The organism is Nostoc sp. DedQUE05, from assembly GCF_034530955.1.
Classification (GTDB): domain Bacteria; phylum Cyanobacteriota; class Cyanobacteriia; order Cyanobacteriales; family Nostocaceae; genus Nostoc.
The window spans coordinates 59,231-74,813 of record NZ_JAVRCB010000014.1; the positions used below are offsets into that span (position 1 = coordinate 59,231).

Consider the following 15,583-nt stretch of genomic DNA (forward strand, 5'->3'; position numbering starts at 1 on the left):
TAAACAAGGTTTTATAAGGTGAGGAATGAACTGTGAAACAGCTTCACGGTAATAGTTTTATTTTAGCTACTGCTGCTTTTGTATTTTTGGCAGCTCAACCAGTTTGGGCACAAATTAGTCAAGTTACTGATGTCCAGTTAAATCCAGTTAATGGTGGAATTAACGTCGCTTTGAAAACTTCTTCCGGATCGCGCCCCCAAGTTTTCACTACAAAAAGAGGCAAGGCTTTAGTCGCTGATGTTATCAACACTCAATTACGATTACCACAAGGTAATAGCTTTCGTCAAGATAACCCAGCACCAGGAATTGCCTCTGTTGAGGTTAGTCAGCTTGATGCTAATAGTATTCGGGTGACGGTAACTGGGAGCAACAATGCACCTGGCAGTCAACCCGTGATGCGATCGCCAAATGGAATTACACTCAGCTTTAGCCCTTCAACAGGCTCTACAGCATCAGTGCCAACGCCAACAGCCCCAACAACCCCAACATCCACAGCACCACCTGTTACAACTCCAGCCCAACCTGGTCAAAATCCAGGTGTTCTCGTTCCTAACCCGGAAGTCACCATTGACGGACAACCTGCACAAGCTGCTGGGCCAGGTCAACCTGTGAGTCAGGCTCCACCGTTCTTACCTCGAGCCGTCGCCCCACCAGTGGGAGATATTGCTATTTCTGCTACTGATGCGTCTCCTAGTACCGTTGACTTAGCAACTCAGGAACGTGTACCTCGTCTAGTACTGCGAGATGCCCCAGTACGTGAGGTTTTGTCATTGCTTGCTCGTGCTGCCGGTTTGAACTTGGCTTACGTAGGAGGTGAGCAAGGTGGTGGAGGTCAGCCAGGTGGCGGTGCTAATGCACCAGCAGTTTCTCAAACTATTTCTTTAGACATAGAAAATGAGCCAGTGCAAGATGTATTTAACTACGTTTTGCGCTTGAGTGGTTTAGAAGCTAACCGTAGTGGTCGTACAGTTTTTGTCGGAGCTAAACTACCTAATGCAACGCGTGACATGGTTATGCGTAGTATGCGACTCAATCAGGTAACGGTGGGAACCGCTCTGAATTTTTTGGTTGGCTTAGGAGCAGAAACTGCTGTCAGCCGCGAACGACAAGTTACTAGTGTTAGTGCTGTAGCCGTGGGTAATACGGCTGCTCCCATCACCCAAACTCAGACGACCACAGAAACCAGACTGGAAACCCAACGCGCTAGTTTTCAAGACTCTAATCCATTACTAAGAGGTTTACAGGCATTAGGAGACGAGCGCACCAATTCACTTACCTTAATTGGCCCTCCTAGACTCATTGAGATTGCGATGGCTCAACTAACTCAGCTTGATATCCGCCGTCGTCAAGTGGTAGTCAACGTCAAGATTATTGATGTCAACCTCTCGAACATTCAAGACTACAACACTAGCTTTTCTTTTGGGGTTGGTAACAATTACTTTAGCAATGATGGTGGTATCGCCTCTCTGAATTTTGGAGGTAAAAGACCAGCTACTAGTGATGAAGTAAGAACTAGCTTGACTAGTACACCGATCGTGAATGATGTCTTTAGCACTGTTGCAAAGCCAATAACATTTACTAAAAGTCTTCTCGCTAGCTTGCAGGCTCAAGTGACAAATGGCAATGCCAAGATTTTGACCGACCCAACCTTAATTGTGCAAGAAGGTCAGCAGGCTCTGGTGAATCTGACTCAAGAAGTAGTGGGAAATATAACCCTGGAAACAACGGATACTTCTGGTGGTTCTAGAACAGAAAGAACAATTGAGAAACAAAAAGTTGGCTTAACCTTGAGTGTCAAAATTGAGCGGATTGACGATAATGGGTTCGTTTCTTTATCGGTTGCTCCTACTGTCAGCGCTCCTTCCGCCTCAGAAAATACAGGAAATGGACAAATTATTTTAGTGTCTGAGCGCTCTCTTACTTCTGGCTTAATTCGCTTACGAGATGGTCAGACACTAATCCTAAGTGGTATTATTCAAGACCAAGATCGGACAGCTGTCTCCAAAATTCCTATCTTAGGCGATCTTCCACTGATTGGTTCGTTATTTAGAAGTACAAACCGACAAAACCAGCGTCAAGAGGTGATTGTGTTGCTTACACCTCAGATTATGGATGACTCTGAGAACTCCTCCTACGGCTATAACTACGCCCCTAGCCCAGAAGTGCGGCAAATCCTTGAGCGTCGGGGGTTGAAGGTTCCTGGCAGATAATTAAAGATAACGAGTAAGTGAGTCATTTCTGCTAAAGGCTCAGATCCCCGACTTCTTTAAGAAGTCGGGGATCTTCTTGTTCGCAAGTAGGATTAAATTTAAACGTTATTCTACAATAAAAATACCCAATTACAATAAAAGTAATGGTAGTGGGTAAATACTAATGATTTCAGAATAAGAGTTATTAACAAAGTGGCACTTTCTTCCACAAGACAAACAAGAGGAAGTTTTAGATTTTGTTGAATTTCTTGGTTTGAAAAACTTTGCAAATAAAACCCCATTGGGAAAATGTTATTTATAATTTTCATTAAAAAACTTTAACTGAAGATTTGTAGCCAGTCAGCTAACAAAAAGGTAAATACTCTGATGACAGCACTTACATTAAACCTCAATTCTGTAATTCAACTGACAAGAGAGCAATTTTATCAATTGTGTGAAGAAAACCCAGATTTAAAATTAGAACGCAATGCGGAAGGAGAGTTGATTATAATACCACCTACGGGAGGAGAAACAGGAAAAAGTAATTCTACTATTAACGCTCAAATATGGTTTTGGAACGATCAAAATAAATTGGGCGAAGTTTTTGATTCATCAACTGGATTTACTTTACCATCCGGGGCTGACCGTTCTCCAGATGTTTCTTGGGTGGAAAAATCTCGTTGGGATGCTTTGACTAAAGAACAAAAAGAAAAATTTATTCCCCTATGTCCTGATTTTGTAATTGAGATACTTTCGCCTAATGACAGCTTGAAAAAAACTCAGAACCAGATGCAAGAGTACATCGAAAATGGTTGTCGTCTAGGTTGGTTGATTAACCGAAAAAAACAGGAAGTATAAATTTATCGTCCAGGACAAGATGTGGAAGTTTTAAAATGTTCTCAAACTATTTCCGGCGAAAATGTTTTACCTGATTTTGTACTCAATATACAACGAATTTGGTAAAAGGTTCGTAGGGATACAGTACTGGAAAAAGTTTTGTTGCAAAGAACTGAACTATGGTGGCAATAACAACATCCGCAGAAAATCGGGTTTTACTCCAAAACATTAGCTGGCAGACATTTAAAACCATACTGGCTGAAATGGGTTCAGATCGTAATTCCCGACTGACTTATGACAGTGGAACGATAGAAATTATGACCCCACAAATGCCGCACGAGAACTCAAACCGTGTCATTGAAGGTTTTGTTGGTGTCCTGTGCGAAGAGTTGGGCTGGGAAATTAGACGCGCTGGTTCATTAACTTTAACGCGGGATGATTTGCAGCGGGGAGCCGAACCAGATAGTAGCTATTACATCCAAAATGAAGCCCTAGTTCGAGATAAAGAAAATATTGACATAGCTATCGACCCGCCCCCTGACCTAGTGCTGGAAGTGGAATATTCTAGGTCTGCAATAGACAAGCTGAGGCTTTATGCTGCGATGGAAGTCCCTGAATTTTGGCGCTATAACGGCAGTGTGTTGCGAGTCTACACGCTTGCAGGTGGGCAATACTCAGAAGTCGAAACCAGCCCTACTTTTGCACCTGTCTCGGTCAAGGAGATTCCTCGGTTTATCCAAGAAGCTAAGAAGAATGGGGAAATTGCTACTACCCGTGCTTTTCGGGCTTGGGTGCAACAGAAAATTTCTGCTAGGGAATAGGTTTGTTCAGTGCCTACGTTCGTTGTACCCCTACGGTAAGCTACGCGTAACGGATGCACCAGAAAAAGTTTTTGCAGCGTAGTTTACCGCCGTAGGCATCGCCCCATAAATGTTAAGAAACATGTAACTAATGGATAGCCTTCTAGGGGAGAAGTTTTAATTTTTCCCTCTTCGCTACTAAAGAAGCTTGCTATGGGGTTAAATTTCGCATTGGATTTTCCACATCAGATAAAAAGTGAGCAAAATCTGCGACTTTTTAGAGAAATTGGGAATCTGAGCCTTCAATTTCCATAAAAATTGGTTAATCTCAGCAATAACTCTTCAACATCGTTAATCAATGCCAACAAACATTGACCATCTTCCACCTCCTACTCCCCTGTTTTCTTTGCAATTGCGGGATTTACTAAGTATTTTTTCCTACTTTTGGGGTGGTTTTTAGTGAAACAAGTACCCTAAAATTACAAAAAATCCTGAAATCTATATAAATTAATGGTTTCATCTATCCACATCAGGCTACTACACCTTAGAATGATTCATTGAAAAGTCGAGCCGATGGGATGTACAGCCGTTTTGAGAAAAAATACTCCCAAAGGATGATTTTTGTATTTCCGCAAACAAAGATTCCAGTACGGATGTATTAATGTGCATCCGTACTGGAATCTCAAGTAAACCTTCAGGAGTTTGACATGAACAAAGGTGAATTAGTTGATGCCGTAGCTGAAAAGGCTAGTGTTACCAAGAAACAAGCGGATGCAGTCTTAACTGCTGCTCTAGAAACGATTATTGAAGCGGTTTCCTCTGGTGATAAGGTGACATTGGTGGGATTTGGCTCATTTGAATCACGGGAACGTAAAGCCCGTGAAGGTCGCAACCCGAAAACAAATGAAAAAATGGAAATTCCAGCGACGAGGGTTCCTGCCTTCTCCGCAGGAAAACTGTTTAGAGAAAAGGTAGCACCCCCAAAAGCATAGGTTCTGTCTTCGGGAACCCTTTTTTAATGCGGCAACCTGCACACGGGGGAAATTTAGCCTGGGCAGCAGCACTGGCTGGCTGTCCCCCTGATGCTATTCTGGATTTTTCTGCTAGCATCAGCCCGTTGGGGCCTCCAAACAGCGCGATCGCTGCTATTAAGTCCCAAATTGGTAATCTTAAGCACTATCCAGACCCAAACTATAGTGAACTGAGACTAGCTCTCAGTCACTTCCATCAATTGCCGTCTGAGTGGATTCTGCCGGGTAACGGCTCCGCAGAATTACTCACTTTAATCGGTAGGGAATTAGCTCAATTAGCCGCAACAATTTTGATTACTCCAGCCTTTGGCGATTACTACCGAACCTTGGCAGCGTATAACGCTAATGTGCTGGAGTGTCCTTTGTCATTGGTCATTGGTCATTGGTCGTTGACAAAGGACAAAGGACAAAGGACAAAGGACAAAGGACTATTGCTGAATAATCCGCACAACCCAACTGGAAAACTATTTTCACGGGAGTCTATTTTGCCCTACCTGGAGCAATTTGCTTTGGTTGTGGTGGATGAAGCATTTATGGATTTTGTGCCGCCCAATGAGGAACAAAGCCTGATTCCGGTGGTGCAGGAATATCCGAATTTAGTAGTGTTGCGATCGCTGACCAAATTTTACAGTCTCCCAGGACTGCGATTGGGATATGCGATCGCACACCCCGACTGCCTAGCTAAGTGGCAGCTATGGCGTGACCCTTGGCCTGTAAACACGCTAGCGGCAGCAGCGGCAATTGCGGCACTCCAAGATACGGAGTTTCAGCAGCAAACCTGGGCATGGCTACCACCTGCACGAAACCAACTGTTTCAGGGTTTAGCTGAAATCCCAGGATTGCAACCCCAAGCAAGTGCTGCTAACTTTTTACTGGTTGAGTCCCAAGAATCTACTTCCCATTTACAGCAACAATTACTTAAGTATCACCAGATTTTAATCCGCGATTGCCTTAGTTTTAAAGAACTAGGCGATCGCTTTTTCCGGGTTGCTGTACGTCAAGAGTCTGATAACCAACGCTTACTAACAGCGCTAAAAGAGAGTTAGGAGTTATAAGTTATAAGTTAGGAGTTATAACTTATAAAAGGTTTTAATTCTTAACTGTTAATTCCTAACTCTTAACTCCTAACTCCTAATTCTTAACTCCTAACTCTTAACTCCTAACTGCTAACTCCTAACTCTAATCTAAATTCACGTGACCGTTGACTACGATGTTGTAATTATTGGTGGCAGTCTTGCTGGATACTATGCTGCACTTGCTGCAACCCAACTACATGCTACAGTTGCCCTGGTACAACCCAAAGTAGACTACGGGTTTACTCATCACCATGCTCTTACCGAAATTGGTAAACTAGCGCAGAAGTTGAAGGATGCGGCTGGTTTTGGTATTCATGCCACACACACTGATACCTCACAAGAATGCCAAATATCTATGGCATGGCAAGAAGCGATGCTGTATGCTCAATGCGTCGCTTCAAATCTCCAAGAACAGTATTCCCCAGCCATTCTAGCTGCGCAGGGAGTCGATGCGATCGTTGGCAGTGGTCAGTTTCAATCTTCACCTCAATTGGCATTTGCCGTTAACAATCGCCTACTACGTGCCCGTACTTATTTGCTAGCCAGTGGTTCGCGTCCAGAAATTCCAGAGATTGAAGGATTACAAGCCACTGGCTATCTAACCCTTTCTAATATTTGGCAATCGTTCCAGGGAACGACATTACCCAAAAATTGGGTAATTATCGGTGGAATTCCCCAAAGCATTGAAATTGCTCAAACTTTAGCAAGGTTTGGTTGCAGTGTGACGCTGGTAGTCAAGCATCCTTATGTTCTTCCATATCTAGACCCTGAGATAGCTACATTGCTTCAGGCGCAGCTAGAAGTCGAAGGTGTGCGCGTACTCACCGAAAAACCAGTAACTCAGGTGAGGGTAATTGAAAATAAAAAGTGGATTCAAGCAGGAGATAAGGCCATTGAAACTGATGAAATTTTAGTGGCGACTGGCCAACAGCCGAATCTTGAATTTCTAAATTTGGCAACAGTAGGTGTGAAATGGCATCGGCGTAGCTTAGTAGTAAATGATAAACTGCAAACCACTAACCACCGCATTTATGCTTGTGGTGATGTAATTGGTGGTTACGACTTTGCCAATATCGCTAATTATGAAGCAAAAATTGCCCTGAACAATGCACTATTTTTCCCTAGATTACGAGTAAATTATTCCTCAATTCCTTGGGCGATATTTTCTGCGCCGATGCTGGCGCAAGTGGGTTTGACAGAGGCACAGGCAAAACGCCAATTTCGTCGAGATGAAGTTTTAGTTTTGCGACAGTATTTTAAAACAGTGGCAGCAGCCCAACTTCGGGATGAAACCACTGGTATGTGTAAATTAATTGTGCTACGCAATGGAGAAATTTTAGGGGCTTCGATATTGGGGGCAGAAGCTGGAGAATTAATTAATTTGATTGCCTTGGCAATATCACAAAAAATTAAAGTTAAACACCTAGCAAATTTATCTCCTGCCTATCCCAGTTTCTCAGAAATTCTGGAACAAACTGCAAGAGAGTGGAGTAAGCAAAAGTTAAATACCAACATTCCTTTGCAAGAGTTTTTAGAAGGCTTCTTCCATGTCCGTCGCAATTGGAATTAGCACTTACGTACGGAATTGTCACTATAATAACTTAAACAAGGTATTGATATAGGACTCCAATTTAATTTCTGAAAACATTTTGAAACTGAAAACCCCGTTTTCTAAGGGTTTTATCTAAAATATCGTTCAAAAATCAGATATTAGTCCTATATCATTACTGACTTTGCAGTTCTCGCTGCCTTTGCTAATATTGACAGCACCTCGATCGCAGACCAACCTCATCAGAATTGGGGAGCATTCCTCAAAATTGAGCTTATTATTTTTGTTGAAGTGTAAATTTGAAATCTGTCAACTCTAATTCTCCTCCGGTTGTTGTTAATACTAAATTAATGCCTAAAACACTTTTTCCTGTAGTTGTATAGTTAGTTGGAAGTATTTGCTTGGTCAAATCAAAATTTATAGTACTTTCATATCTTATTTGATATGGAGTTGGTTTATCGCCAAGTAAAAACGATGTGATAGCTACTTGTGCTGGTGCTTTCTTGACTACACCTTTTACAGCTAAAGGCACGAGTCTAAATTGCTTTTGAGTATTAGAGGTATCAATTCTAATGATACATCTAGCCCTTGACGATTGTGCCTTTACAGTTATAGGAGCGCGAAGCGTAAACTGATTTATTTGCGGATTGAAGCTTATATTACATCCTCTGTTAACCGAAAATCGCGGCTGGTCGTTTACTGGAGCAGCAGTGCTAGATGAATTGGCATCATAACAGAAAAAAAACAAGCACATTAATATGAAAAAATTACGTGCATTACTCAATCTCAACATAACTTCGTCTCCATGAACAGAAATTTGTAATTTTAAAGAAGAATACATTCGGTAGATTCAATGAGTGGGGGATTTAGACTCACCACTCATTGAAGACCACTAAATTTGGAATTTGGTGCGTGTATCACCATCTATCCCCAGAATCGCTAAAAGCAACTATTAACAACGCTTTAGGTCAAAAGAAAGTATCACATCTCCAGCATTGAGATCGGCTGTATCAACAAAAATAGAACTTCCTGCTGAGGATTGTGCAGTCAGATTAATACCTAATAATCCTTGTCCACCACCACTACATAAACCTGTAGCAGCTAAAACAGTAATCTCATCTTGCTCTGCAAATGCCTTACTAGATGTAAACTTGCTAGTTTTAGGGGAAGCTACGGCTTGACCAAGAGCACCACCACTAAAGCTATAAGTTCTGCTTAAGCTGGTACCTTTACTCTTGCTATTAATATCAGTAGTTCCTTGGTACAGTACTTGTACATTTTGGATGATGAAACCACTTGGAATAAAACTTTGAACGCGTAAAATACACTTTTTACGGTCACCACTGAATGCACTAAAGTTATCCAAGATGAGCGATAAGGTTCTACCATCCTCTCCAACAAGCTGATCGGCAACCTTACATCCACCAGACCCGATTGCATCTCCAAAAGTAATACTAGGCTCATCAGCCAAAGCTTTGTTCGCGATCGCGTTGATTCCAAGAATTGTAGATAGAGACAGTAATACACCAAATTGTTTAAAGTTCATATTGATTGTACCTATGTTGCTAGAGTTGTTTTTTGATGAAAAATGCATTCAGAAGCTAGAAGGTACGAGATATGAAGGCATTTCTGCTTTAATCCCACCCTTAAAAGCATGAGATTGAAGCAAGGATGCTTTGTGTCTGTGTTATATCTCGACACAATTTTGTTCTAGTAATGGGCAATCACCCACAACTAAAGTTTTGATTGATACTTACAGGCTTCTGCCTTCTTCAATTGTGGGAAATCCTTTCAGGTATGCTTTGACAATTTCTGCTAAATCAGAAAATGAAGCATAACAGTGTATCGCTGGAGTTAAGAGAAACAAGATGGAAATCAGGCTACAAGATGTATTCTTGCTGTATTGCCCATGTGGGGAAGATCATATAGTTGTCTCAATCAAAAAATATGTGTTCTCGATCACAGATATCTTGTGTTTACGAACACTGCCAATTTCAAAATAGTAGTATTGTAGTATGAAGTAGCAGTACTCCAAAGTTAGGTGCTAAAAATTAGGGGTATAAATCGCCGAATTAATAGTGCGATACCGATAGCGCAGTGTTAGTGAGCCGTCAAGCGTCACAGCCCGCCGCAGATATCGCACTGAAATAGCTATTTTTATTGAGAATCTATATTATGAGTGGCTGAAATTCTAGTTGTAGATTGGGAACGAAGTAATTAAAAGTGCCTTAAAAACCCTGCATGAAAATCCAAACTACTCCCGCCGCTGTTAGAGGTACGCTGAGGTTATCTGTGCCGTGGGGCGAGACTGCCTCTGCTAAGGTTGCAAAAGTAGCAGTTATCACCGCCGTCAACAATGCCCATCCGAAACTTAAAGGCTTTGCTAGGGGACTTAGCAAAGAACCAGGTAGCAGTAACAGCACCAAGAAAATCACTACTGTACTCGCTACAAACATTGCTGCTGAACCTTCCCAGGAACGCACAGAACTTCCCACTTGGTATTTATGCTGCCCAAAACGTTTACCGATTAATGCTGCTAGTGCGTCACCCCAGGTCATCGCCATTATGCCAGCTACAGCGATCGCAACGCTATCTACTGGCCCATTTGGTCGCCACAGTAGCCCGAAAAGCAGTGTCACTGAGATAGCGAAATAAACCGTACCAGGTGAGCTATCCTGGGTATCCATTGCGCCGATGATTCGGTAGCGGTAAAACAAGTAGTTCAGTCCGATAAAGGTAGCAAAAGGTATAATTCCGATTTCCCAATTCTTAAACAGTAGCAGGACGCCGAAAGCCCACATCCCTGCACCAATATGGATTACTTTGCGGGTCAAATCCGGCTTTACACCAAACAGCCTACGTAGTCCCTCGCCAATCACAAGCAGACTGATAGCGTAAACATAAGAAATTGCTAGTCCGATAAAATCATTTGTCATTTGTCATTTGTCATTGGGCACTTGTACTGAGCGAAGTCGAAGTATTGGGCATTGGGCATTGGGCATTGAGTTATTTCCCTTGTCCCCTCCTTCTCATCTTTGCCTGCTGGTTCACTTAGATCGATCGCTATTTCGTCTAAAGTTCTTTTCTACTGACGAAACGCTACCAATACCTTGAAGAATACCACGACCGATTAAACCTAAACCCCGACCAACTATTTGGGTAAGGATAAAAACTATACCGCTACCGAAAACTGCTAATAGTGATTTTAAACGCGGTGCGATCGCATCACTAAATTCTAGGAGCAATGTCACTACTAAAGGAATATTAGAAAGTTTTACTAACTCCTGATTTCGAGGGGCATAAACTGAAGTATTGGCAATGCCACGAGGCGCAATTACAAATAGTTCATACCGACTTTCAAAAACTGCTTTTGGCTCGTTTATATAATTTTCTAATCTATATTTCCACGACAAATCATTTCTAAATCGTTCAATTTCTCTTGTAGAAATCAATTGGCGTCCATAAAAGTTTTGCTTAATCTCTTCTACATCTGCTAAATAATTTAATAGTGGTTGCACTACTCCATTCGCTACCTGAATCAATAAGTTCTCTAAAATCATTAATGCTTGAGACTTAGCTTCGGCACTTACTACTGGATAGGAAGTATTATCAATGTTCAATTCTGTTTGAAATAACAGATAAGAATATAACTCACAAACTAGGGGAATTTTATTGATAATCTCTTTCTGTACAATTTCTGTATTTTGTAGCAATAAATTAACAATTTCTATGTTTTGATTAACTATTTTTATTCGAGAAAATTTTCCAAAAAAATCTGTAATTGCTGCTTGCCATAAATCACATAGTAAAGTATTCTTTAGTTCATATAATTGATTTATCTCTATTTGAGAAGTACGCAGTTCATCCAACTGTCCAGCTAATTTTTGTAGGATTAGATAAAGTAATTCCCGTTTTTTATCTTCACGAAAGATATCAATTTCTAAAGGTATATCTGTGACATTTCGTAAAGAAAATTGAAGTTTAGCAACACAAGATGTAAACAAGGCAGATTGTAGGGTTCCCGGACTCAGTAAAGGTGATACAGTTTGCCTTTGCTGAATGGCACCACTTAATAAAGGAGTCAAAGGTGGCTCATCTGCAAGCGGAATCTGTTCCTCTTGCCTTTCTTGTGATGAAACCAACAACCGATTTAGCAACCAACGAGCCGCTAACAGTTCTCGCCGCTGTCCAGCTAGAATGGCTCGATCTAGTACTGGTAGTCCGGGAGTTTGTAATTGTGCTGTTACTGCGGCTAGGGTAGCATCAATGTTAGCGATTCCTGACAAACGTAAATGATTTCGCAGTTTAAAGAAGGGGAGTGAGGAGTTAGGAGTAGAGACGCGATTAATCGCGTCTCTACAGGAGTTAGGAGTTATTATTGCTTCTGTGTCCTGGAACCAGTAAGAACCACCATCTGCAACTTCTTGGATGGCGGCGATTAACTCAGGAAGTGGTGTACCTTTGGAGCAGTAGCCATTGATACCAATAGATTTCGCAGCTAATAGCAGTCCTTGTTCTTGAATAGAACTGAGGAGCAGGATTGGTAGGTTGGGATATAAGGCTCTGAGTTGCCGACAGAATTGTAAACCCAGCTGTTGACTGGTGGTAGAGCGACCATTGCCAAATTCTAAAACTATCAAATTTACCTGGTTAGGGTCTTTTTCGGCAATTTCTGCTAGAATCTGCAAGGCAATGGTATCAGTTTCTACAACTGCGATCGCTTCCAGGTTAGGAATCGCTTCCAGAGCTACCCGTAATCCCAGACGAAAAATTGGGTCTTGGTCGATTAACAATAATTTTAAAGGGCGATCGCTCATAATCCACTCAATTAGATCGGCACTGTTTTTTACCAATCAGAAAACAACTTTGATATAAAACTTTGTCTTCCCCATTGTCATCTGTTTTCGCAAACTGATAAATCGATCGTAATTGCCATAAACAGCTTTCACTGTGTGATTAAATGAACCTGAGTATTCGGCACTGGTTGGCAGAACGCCATATTGCAATCAATCAAATCAGAGAGTTTTCTGAGGGGCAATTGGCAGGTATTGCCTACCGTATTGTTCAGGATATGGAACTCAAAAGCCTGATGCCTTTTGATATCTGTATCTTGGTAGAGGTTTTAGAACTGCCCTTAAGTATTGTTTGGGAAGAAATTAGTGTCATTTCCCAGTTGACAGAAAAACTGTTGCGTAGCCTCAGCCAAAAAAAACCGTTAAAACGTAACGAAGGGACATGGCTAGCGTTTCAAATTGCCTATCTCCAAGCTTTGCAAGCAATTCTAGAGCAGGAAGCAAGCCTACAAAAACCGTGGTTAGACCGAGCAATTATACCCATACAAGCACACATACTTAAAGAAGATGTGGGTAAACTCATTTTCCAAGATTCGCAACTACAAGGATTGCTAAAAACTCTCAGCCCAGGTAAATTGACTGATACTCAAGCTGAACAAGCACTGTCTTCGGTTGCAGATTCATTACTAGTGCAACAAATAAATAATGCTACTATCGCTTGGTTAGTTGCCAATGGTGCAGAGGAACCGGAAGCAAAACTTCTAACACAGCGTTTAGTCAACTCACTTCCTGGTGACATACTAGTAGTCGTCACTGAGAATGCTGCACCTTTAGCCCAACTGCAAAAATTTTTCCGTTTGGGGATCTCATTATCTCCCAGTTTCATTACCCCAGAAGTTGGTTCTACAGTCAGTGAAAAAATTGATTTGCACCGAGAACATTACCGTGCAAGTTTGATTAAAAACCTCAGTATCCCTTTACTGATGGAATCCTTTGCTCTTAAGGATATCTATGTGCCACAAAAAGGCTTACCAATAGAAGAAAATATTTCTGAACAAGATAAAAAAGCTGTTAAACCAGTTGATTTAAAAACATGGGCGCAGCAACAGTTAACTGATTTAGAAACGATCGCTGTTATTGAGTCAGAACCAGGTTATGGAAAAACTAGTTTTTGCCAACTTTGGGCAGCACAGGTAGCACAGGAATTTTACCCTACTTGGATGCCTATAGTAATTAGGTTGCGAGATGTAAAATACGGTAAAACTTTAATCGAAACTCTAAATTCTGCCTTTGGTGTTAATCTTTCAACTTGGTTAGAGCAAGAAAATCTCCCTTGTCTGTTGCTGCTGGATGGTTTGGATGAACTGCCCCATTCTGTCCAGGGTATCAGGGCACAAGCAATTTTTATTCAGCAATTACTAAACCTTCAATCTCAGCACCGCCACAAAATTGTGTTGACAAGTCGCTCAACGACTTTACCAGAAATCGTCTCGGAACTACCGCTATTGTTGAAGCGAATTATTATTCAGCCATTGGATGTAGACGAATTCAAGCAATGGTTTCAACAGTGGGCAAAAGTGCAATCATTACCCATTGCTCAAAATTTATTTACATTATTAAAACAGGCAGGGTTATTTAATAGCCAATCAAAGTTAAGCGAATTATCTCCCCTTATCCGTCAACCCCTAATGCTGCATTTATTAGGCCTCTTGCACCGTGAGGGATTGCTAGATGATGAACTATTGCAGTTAGCAGCTAATACCCAAAAGTCTTTTCTGTTATGGGAAATTCATCATCGTCTGAGTCGATGGTTGTTGGGTTATCCGTTAATTGGTGGGATCAAGACGATGTTACTGCGTTCGGGTACAGCTCATATTCATCGGACTCCAGAAGCGATCGCTAATCTACTCGCTAATCGTCTTCCCCAAGATTTACTCGATCGGATGCAAGCGATCGCTCTCAAAATTTTACACTCGCAACGTCATCAAATTAATCTAACTGGTGAATTTAATACTTTACCAGCGTTTTATTTTAAAATTTGGGATGTAAAAAGCTCAGGTGAAAGCGCAGCGAAAAGTAGTTTAATTGAGTTTTCGCATCTCAAATTAGGAGAATCTCTTTGTGCAGATGCTATTGTTGCCCAACTTAAACTTCTGACTCAGTACCAAGATGAGGCTTATGGTACGCACACTTTTGTACTTGATTCCAGTAGCGTAGCTCAGAATATTTATAATTTATTAGGTTACGGGATACTTAGCCAAGAAATAGAAGAACTAGCGATCGCCGGATTGCGTCGCCAGCAAAAGCACAAATTTTCGTTTGAAGTTTTATTTCAACGTCTTTTATCTTTCTGGCGTGCTTACTGTCAAGGACGTTGGTTAGATGAGGGGATAGCGCACAACGCTTTGACTAATTTTCATGCACTGCAAAACCCTGTGAATGTTGAACAGGTGAATGCTGCGGTGGGACTGAATGTATTTTTATTGCTTTGTGCTTGCTACCGAGAAACAAAAGTTCCATTTTGGCCTTGTGGGAATCCAGTCAATTTGACAGAATTCAATCCAGAAGTGTTGAGTGTGCTAATTGCTAGGACAACGGTTTTACATAAAAGTGCTTTCGCAACCCGAATCAAGTCTCTGGCTGGACTGAATTTATCGGGAGCCTCTTTATTGCAAGTGATGTTAACTGGGGTAAATCTTGAGCAAACAAATTTATCTAATGCGGAGTTAACAGGGGCGAATTTGGCTGGAGCCAATTTGCAACAGGCGAACCTCGCAGGTGCTAACTTACAACACGCAAACCTTGCAGGTGCGAATTTACAACAGGCAAATCTCACAGGCGCAAACCTGCAACAGGCAAACCTGATGGGGACAAATCTTAATTCTGCCGATCTCACCAACGCCTGCTTATTTGACGCTATCCTTGCGGCGAGTGACAAAAAATTGGCTGCTGATAATGGAGCCTTGTTCTCTAAAGAGTTGTTTCAAAAACTGAAACATTTGCGTAGTTTACCGCCGCAGGCATCGCAGCAGCGCTTTTTAAACACTGTGAAAATCACGCCAAACACAAACGTTAATTGGAACGAAACCCCTGCGATCGGACTAATTGAAAGCTGTGAAGGCGCAATTTTGTCAGTAGATTTAGATGATGATGTCGATGATGAGACAGTTTTTAGTAAGAATTCGATTGGAGAATAGGGCATGGGGCATTGGGCATTGGGCATTGGGCATTGGGCATGGGGCATGGGGAAGAGACAAGGTAGACAAGAAAAAAGGAAAAGACTTGTTCAATAATTCCCCCTTGTCCCC

At 41.6% G+C, this 15,583-nt stretch carries 10 protein-coding genes and 1 pseudogene; 7 read left to right on the top strand and 4 right to left on the bottom strand.

The genetic code is table 11. The features are described from left to right. The first annotated feature begins 32 nt into the window (after positions 1-32). The 6 genes and pseudogenes from RMZ42_RS12535 (at position 33) to RMZ42_RS12560 (ending at position 7,503) form a co-directional block, all read left to right on the top strand. On the top strand, positions 33-2,210 hold the full coding sequence (locus RMZ42_RS12535; protein ID WP_322671751.1) for an AMIN domain-containing protein: 2,178 nt from the start codon (positions 33-35) through the stop codon (positions 2,208-2,210). 366 nt (positions 2,211-2,576) lie between these two features. Next, positions 2,577-3,152 (top strand): annotated as a pseudogene (locus tag RMZ42_RS12540) (Uma2 family endonuclease). Positions 3,153-3,205: 53 nt separating this feature from the next. Further along, entirely contained in the window at positions 3,206-3,847 is a 642-nt protein-coding gene (locus tag RMZ42_RS12545) for a Uma2 family endonuclease (protein ID WP_322671752.1), read from the top strand. Between the two features lie 686 nt (positions 3,848-4,533). Then, entirely contained in the window at positions 4,534-4,818 is a 285-nt protein-coding gene (locus tag RMZ42_RS12550) for an HU family DNA-binding protein (protein WP_010998076.1), read from the top strand. A gap of 26 nt (positions 4,819-4,844) precedes the next feature. Beyond that, on the top strand, positions 4,845-5,903 hold the full coding sequence (gene cobD, locus RMZ42_RS12555; RefSeq protein WP_322671753.1) for a threonine-phosphate decarboxylase CobD: 1,059 nt from the start codon (positions 4,845-4,847) through the stop codon (positions 5,901-5,903). 148 nt (positions 5,904-6,051) lie between these two features. Next, positions 6,052-7,503 carry an NAD(P)/FAD-dependent oxidoreductase gene (locus tag RMZ42_RS12560; protein WP_322671754.1) on the top strand — a complete coding sequence of 484 codons (1,452 nt, stop codon included), beginning with the start codon at positions 6,052-6,054 and terminating at the stop codon, positions 7,501-7,503. 256 nt (positions 7,504-7,759) lie between these two features. Here RMZ42_RS12560 and RMZ42_RS12565 read toward each other — a convergent pair whose 3' ends face one another. From RMZ42_RS12565 to RMZ42_RS12580, 4 genes are all read right to left on the bottom strand, one after another. Next, positions 7,760-8,323: a hypothetical protein gene (locus RMZ42_RS12565; RefSeq protein ID WP_322671755.1), complete on the bottom strand. Its 564-nt coding sequence runs from the start codon at positions 8,321-8,323 to the stop codon at positions 7,760-7,762. A 111-nt stretch (positions 8,324-8,434) separates the two neighbouring features. After that, complete coding sequence (locus tag RMZ42_RS12570; RefSeq protein WP_322671756.1) at positions 8,435-9,028, bottom strand: DUF4360 domain-containing protein; 594 nt, start codon at positions 9,026-9,028, stop codon at positions 8,435-8,437. Between the two features lie 682 nt (positions 9,029-9,710). Beyond that, positions 9,711-10,418, bottom strand: coding sequence for a phosphatidate cytidylyltransferase (locus tag RMZ42_RS12575; protein WP_322671757.1), 708 nt, complete (start codon positions 10,416-10,418; stop codon positions 9,711-9,713). A gap of 111 nt (positions 10,419-10,529) precedes the next feature. Further along, positions 10,530-12,299: a DUF3685 domain-containing protein gene (locus RMZ42_RS12580; RefSeq protein ID WP_322671841.1), complete on the bottom strand. Its 1,770-nt coding sequence runs from the start codon at positions 12,297-12,299 to the stop codon at positions 10,530-10,532. A gap of 143 nt (positions 12,300-12,442) precedes the next feature. On the opposite strand from RMZ42_RS12580, the gene RMZ42_RS12585 reads away from it, so the two are divergent. Further along, entirely contained in the window at positions 12,443-15,472 is a 3,030-nt protein-coding gene (locus tag RMZ42_RS12585) for a pentapeptide repeat-containing protein (RefSeq protein WP_322671758.1), read from the top strand. The last annotated feature ends 111 nt before the right edge of the window (positions 15,473-15,583 follow it).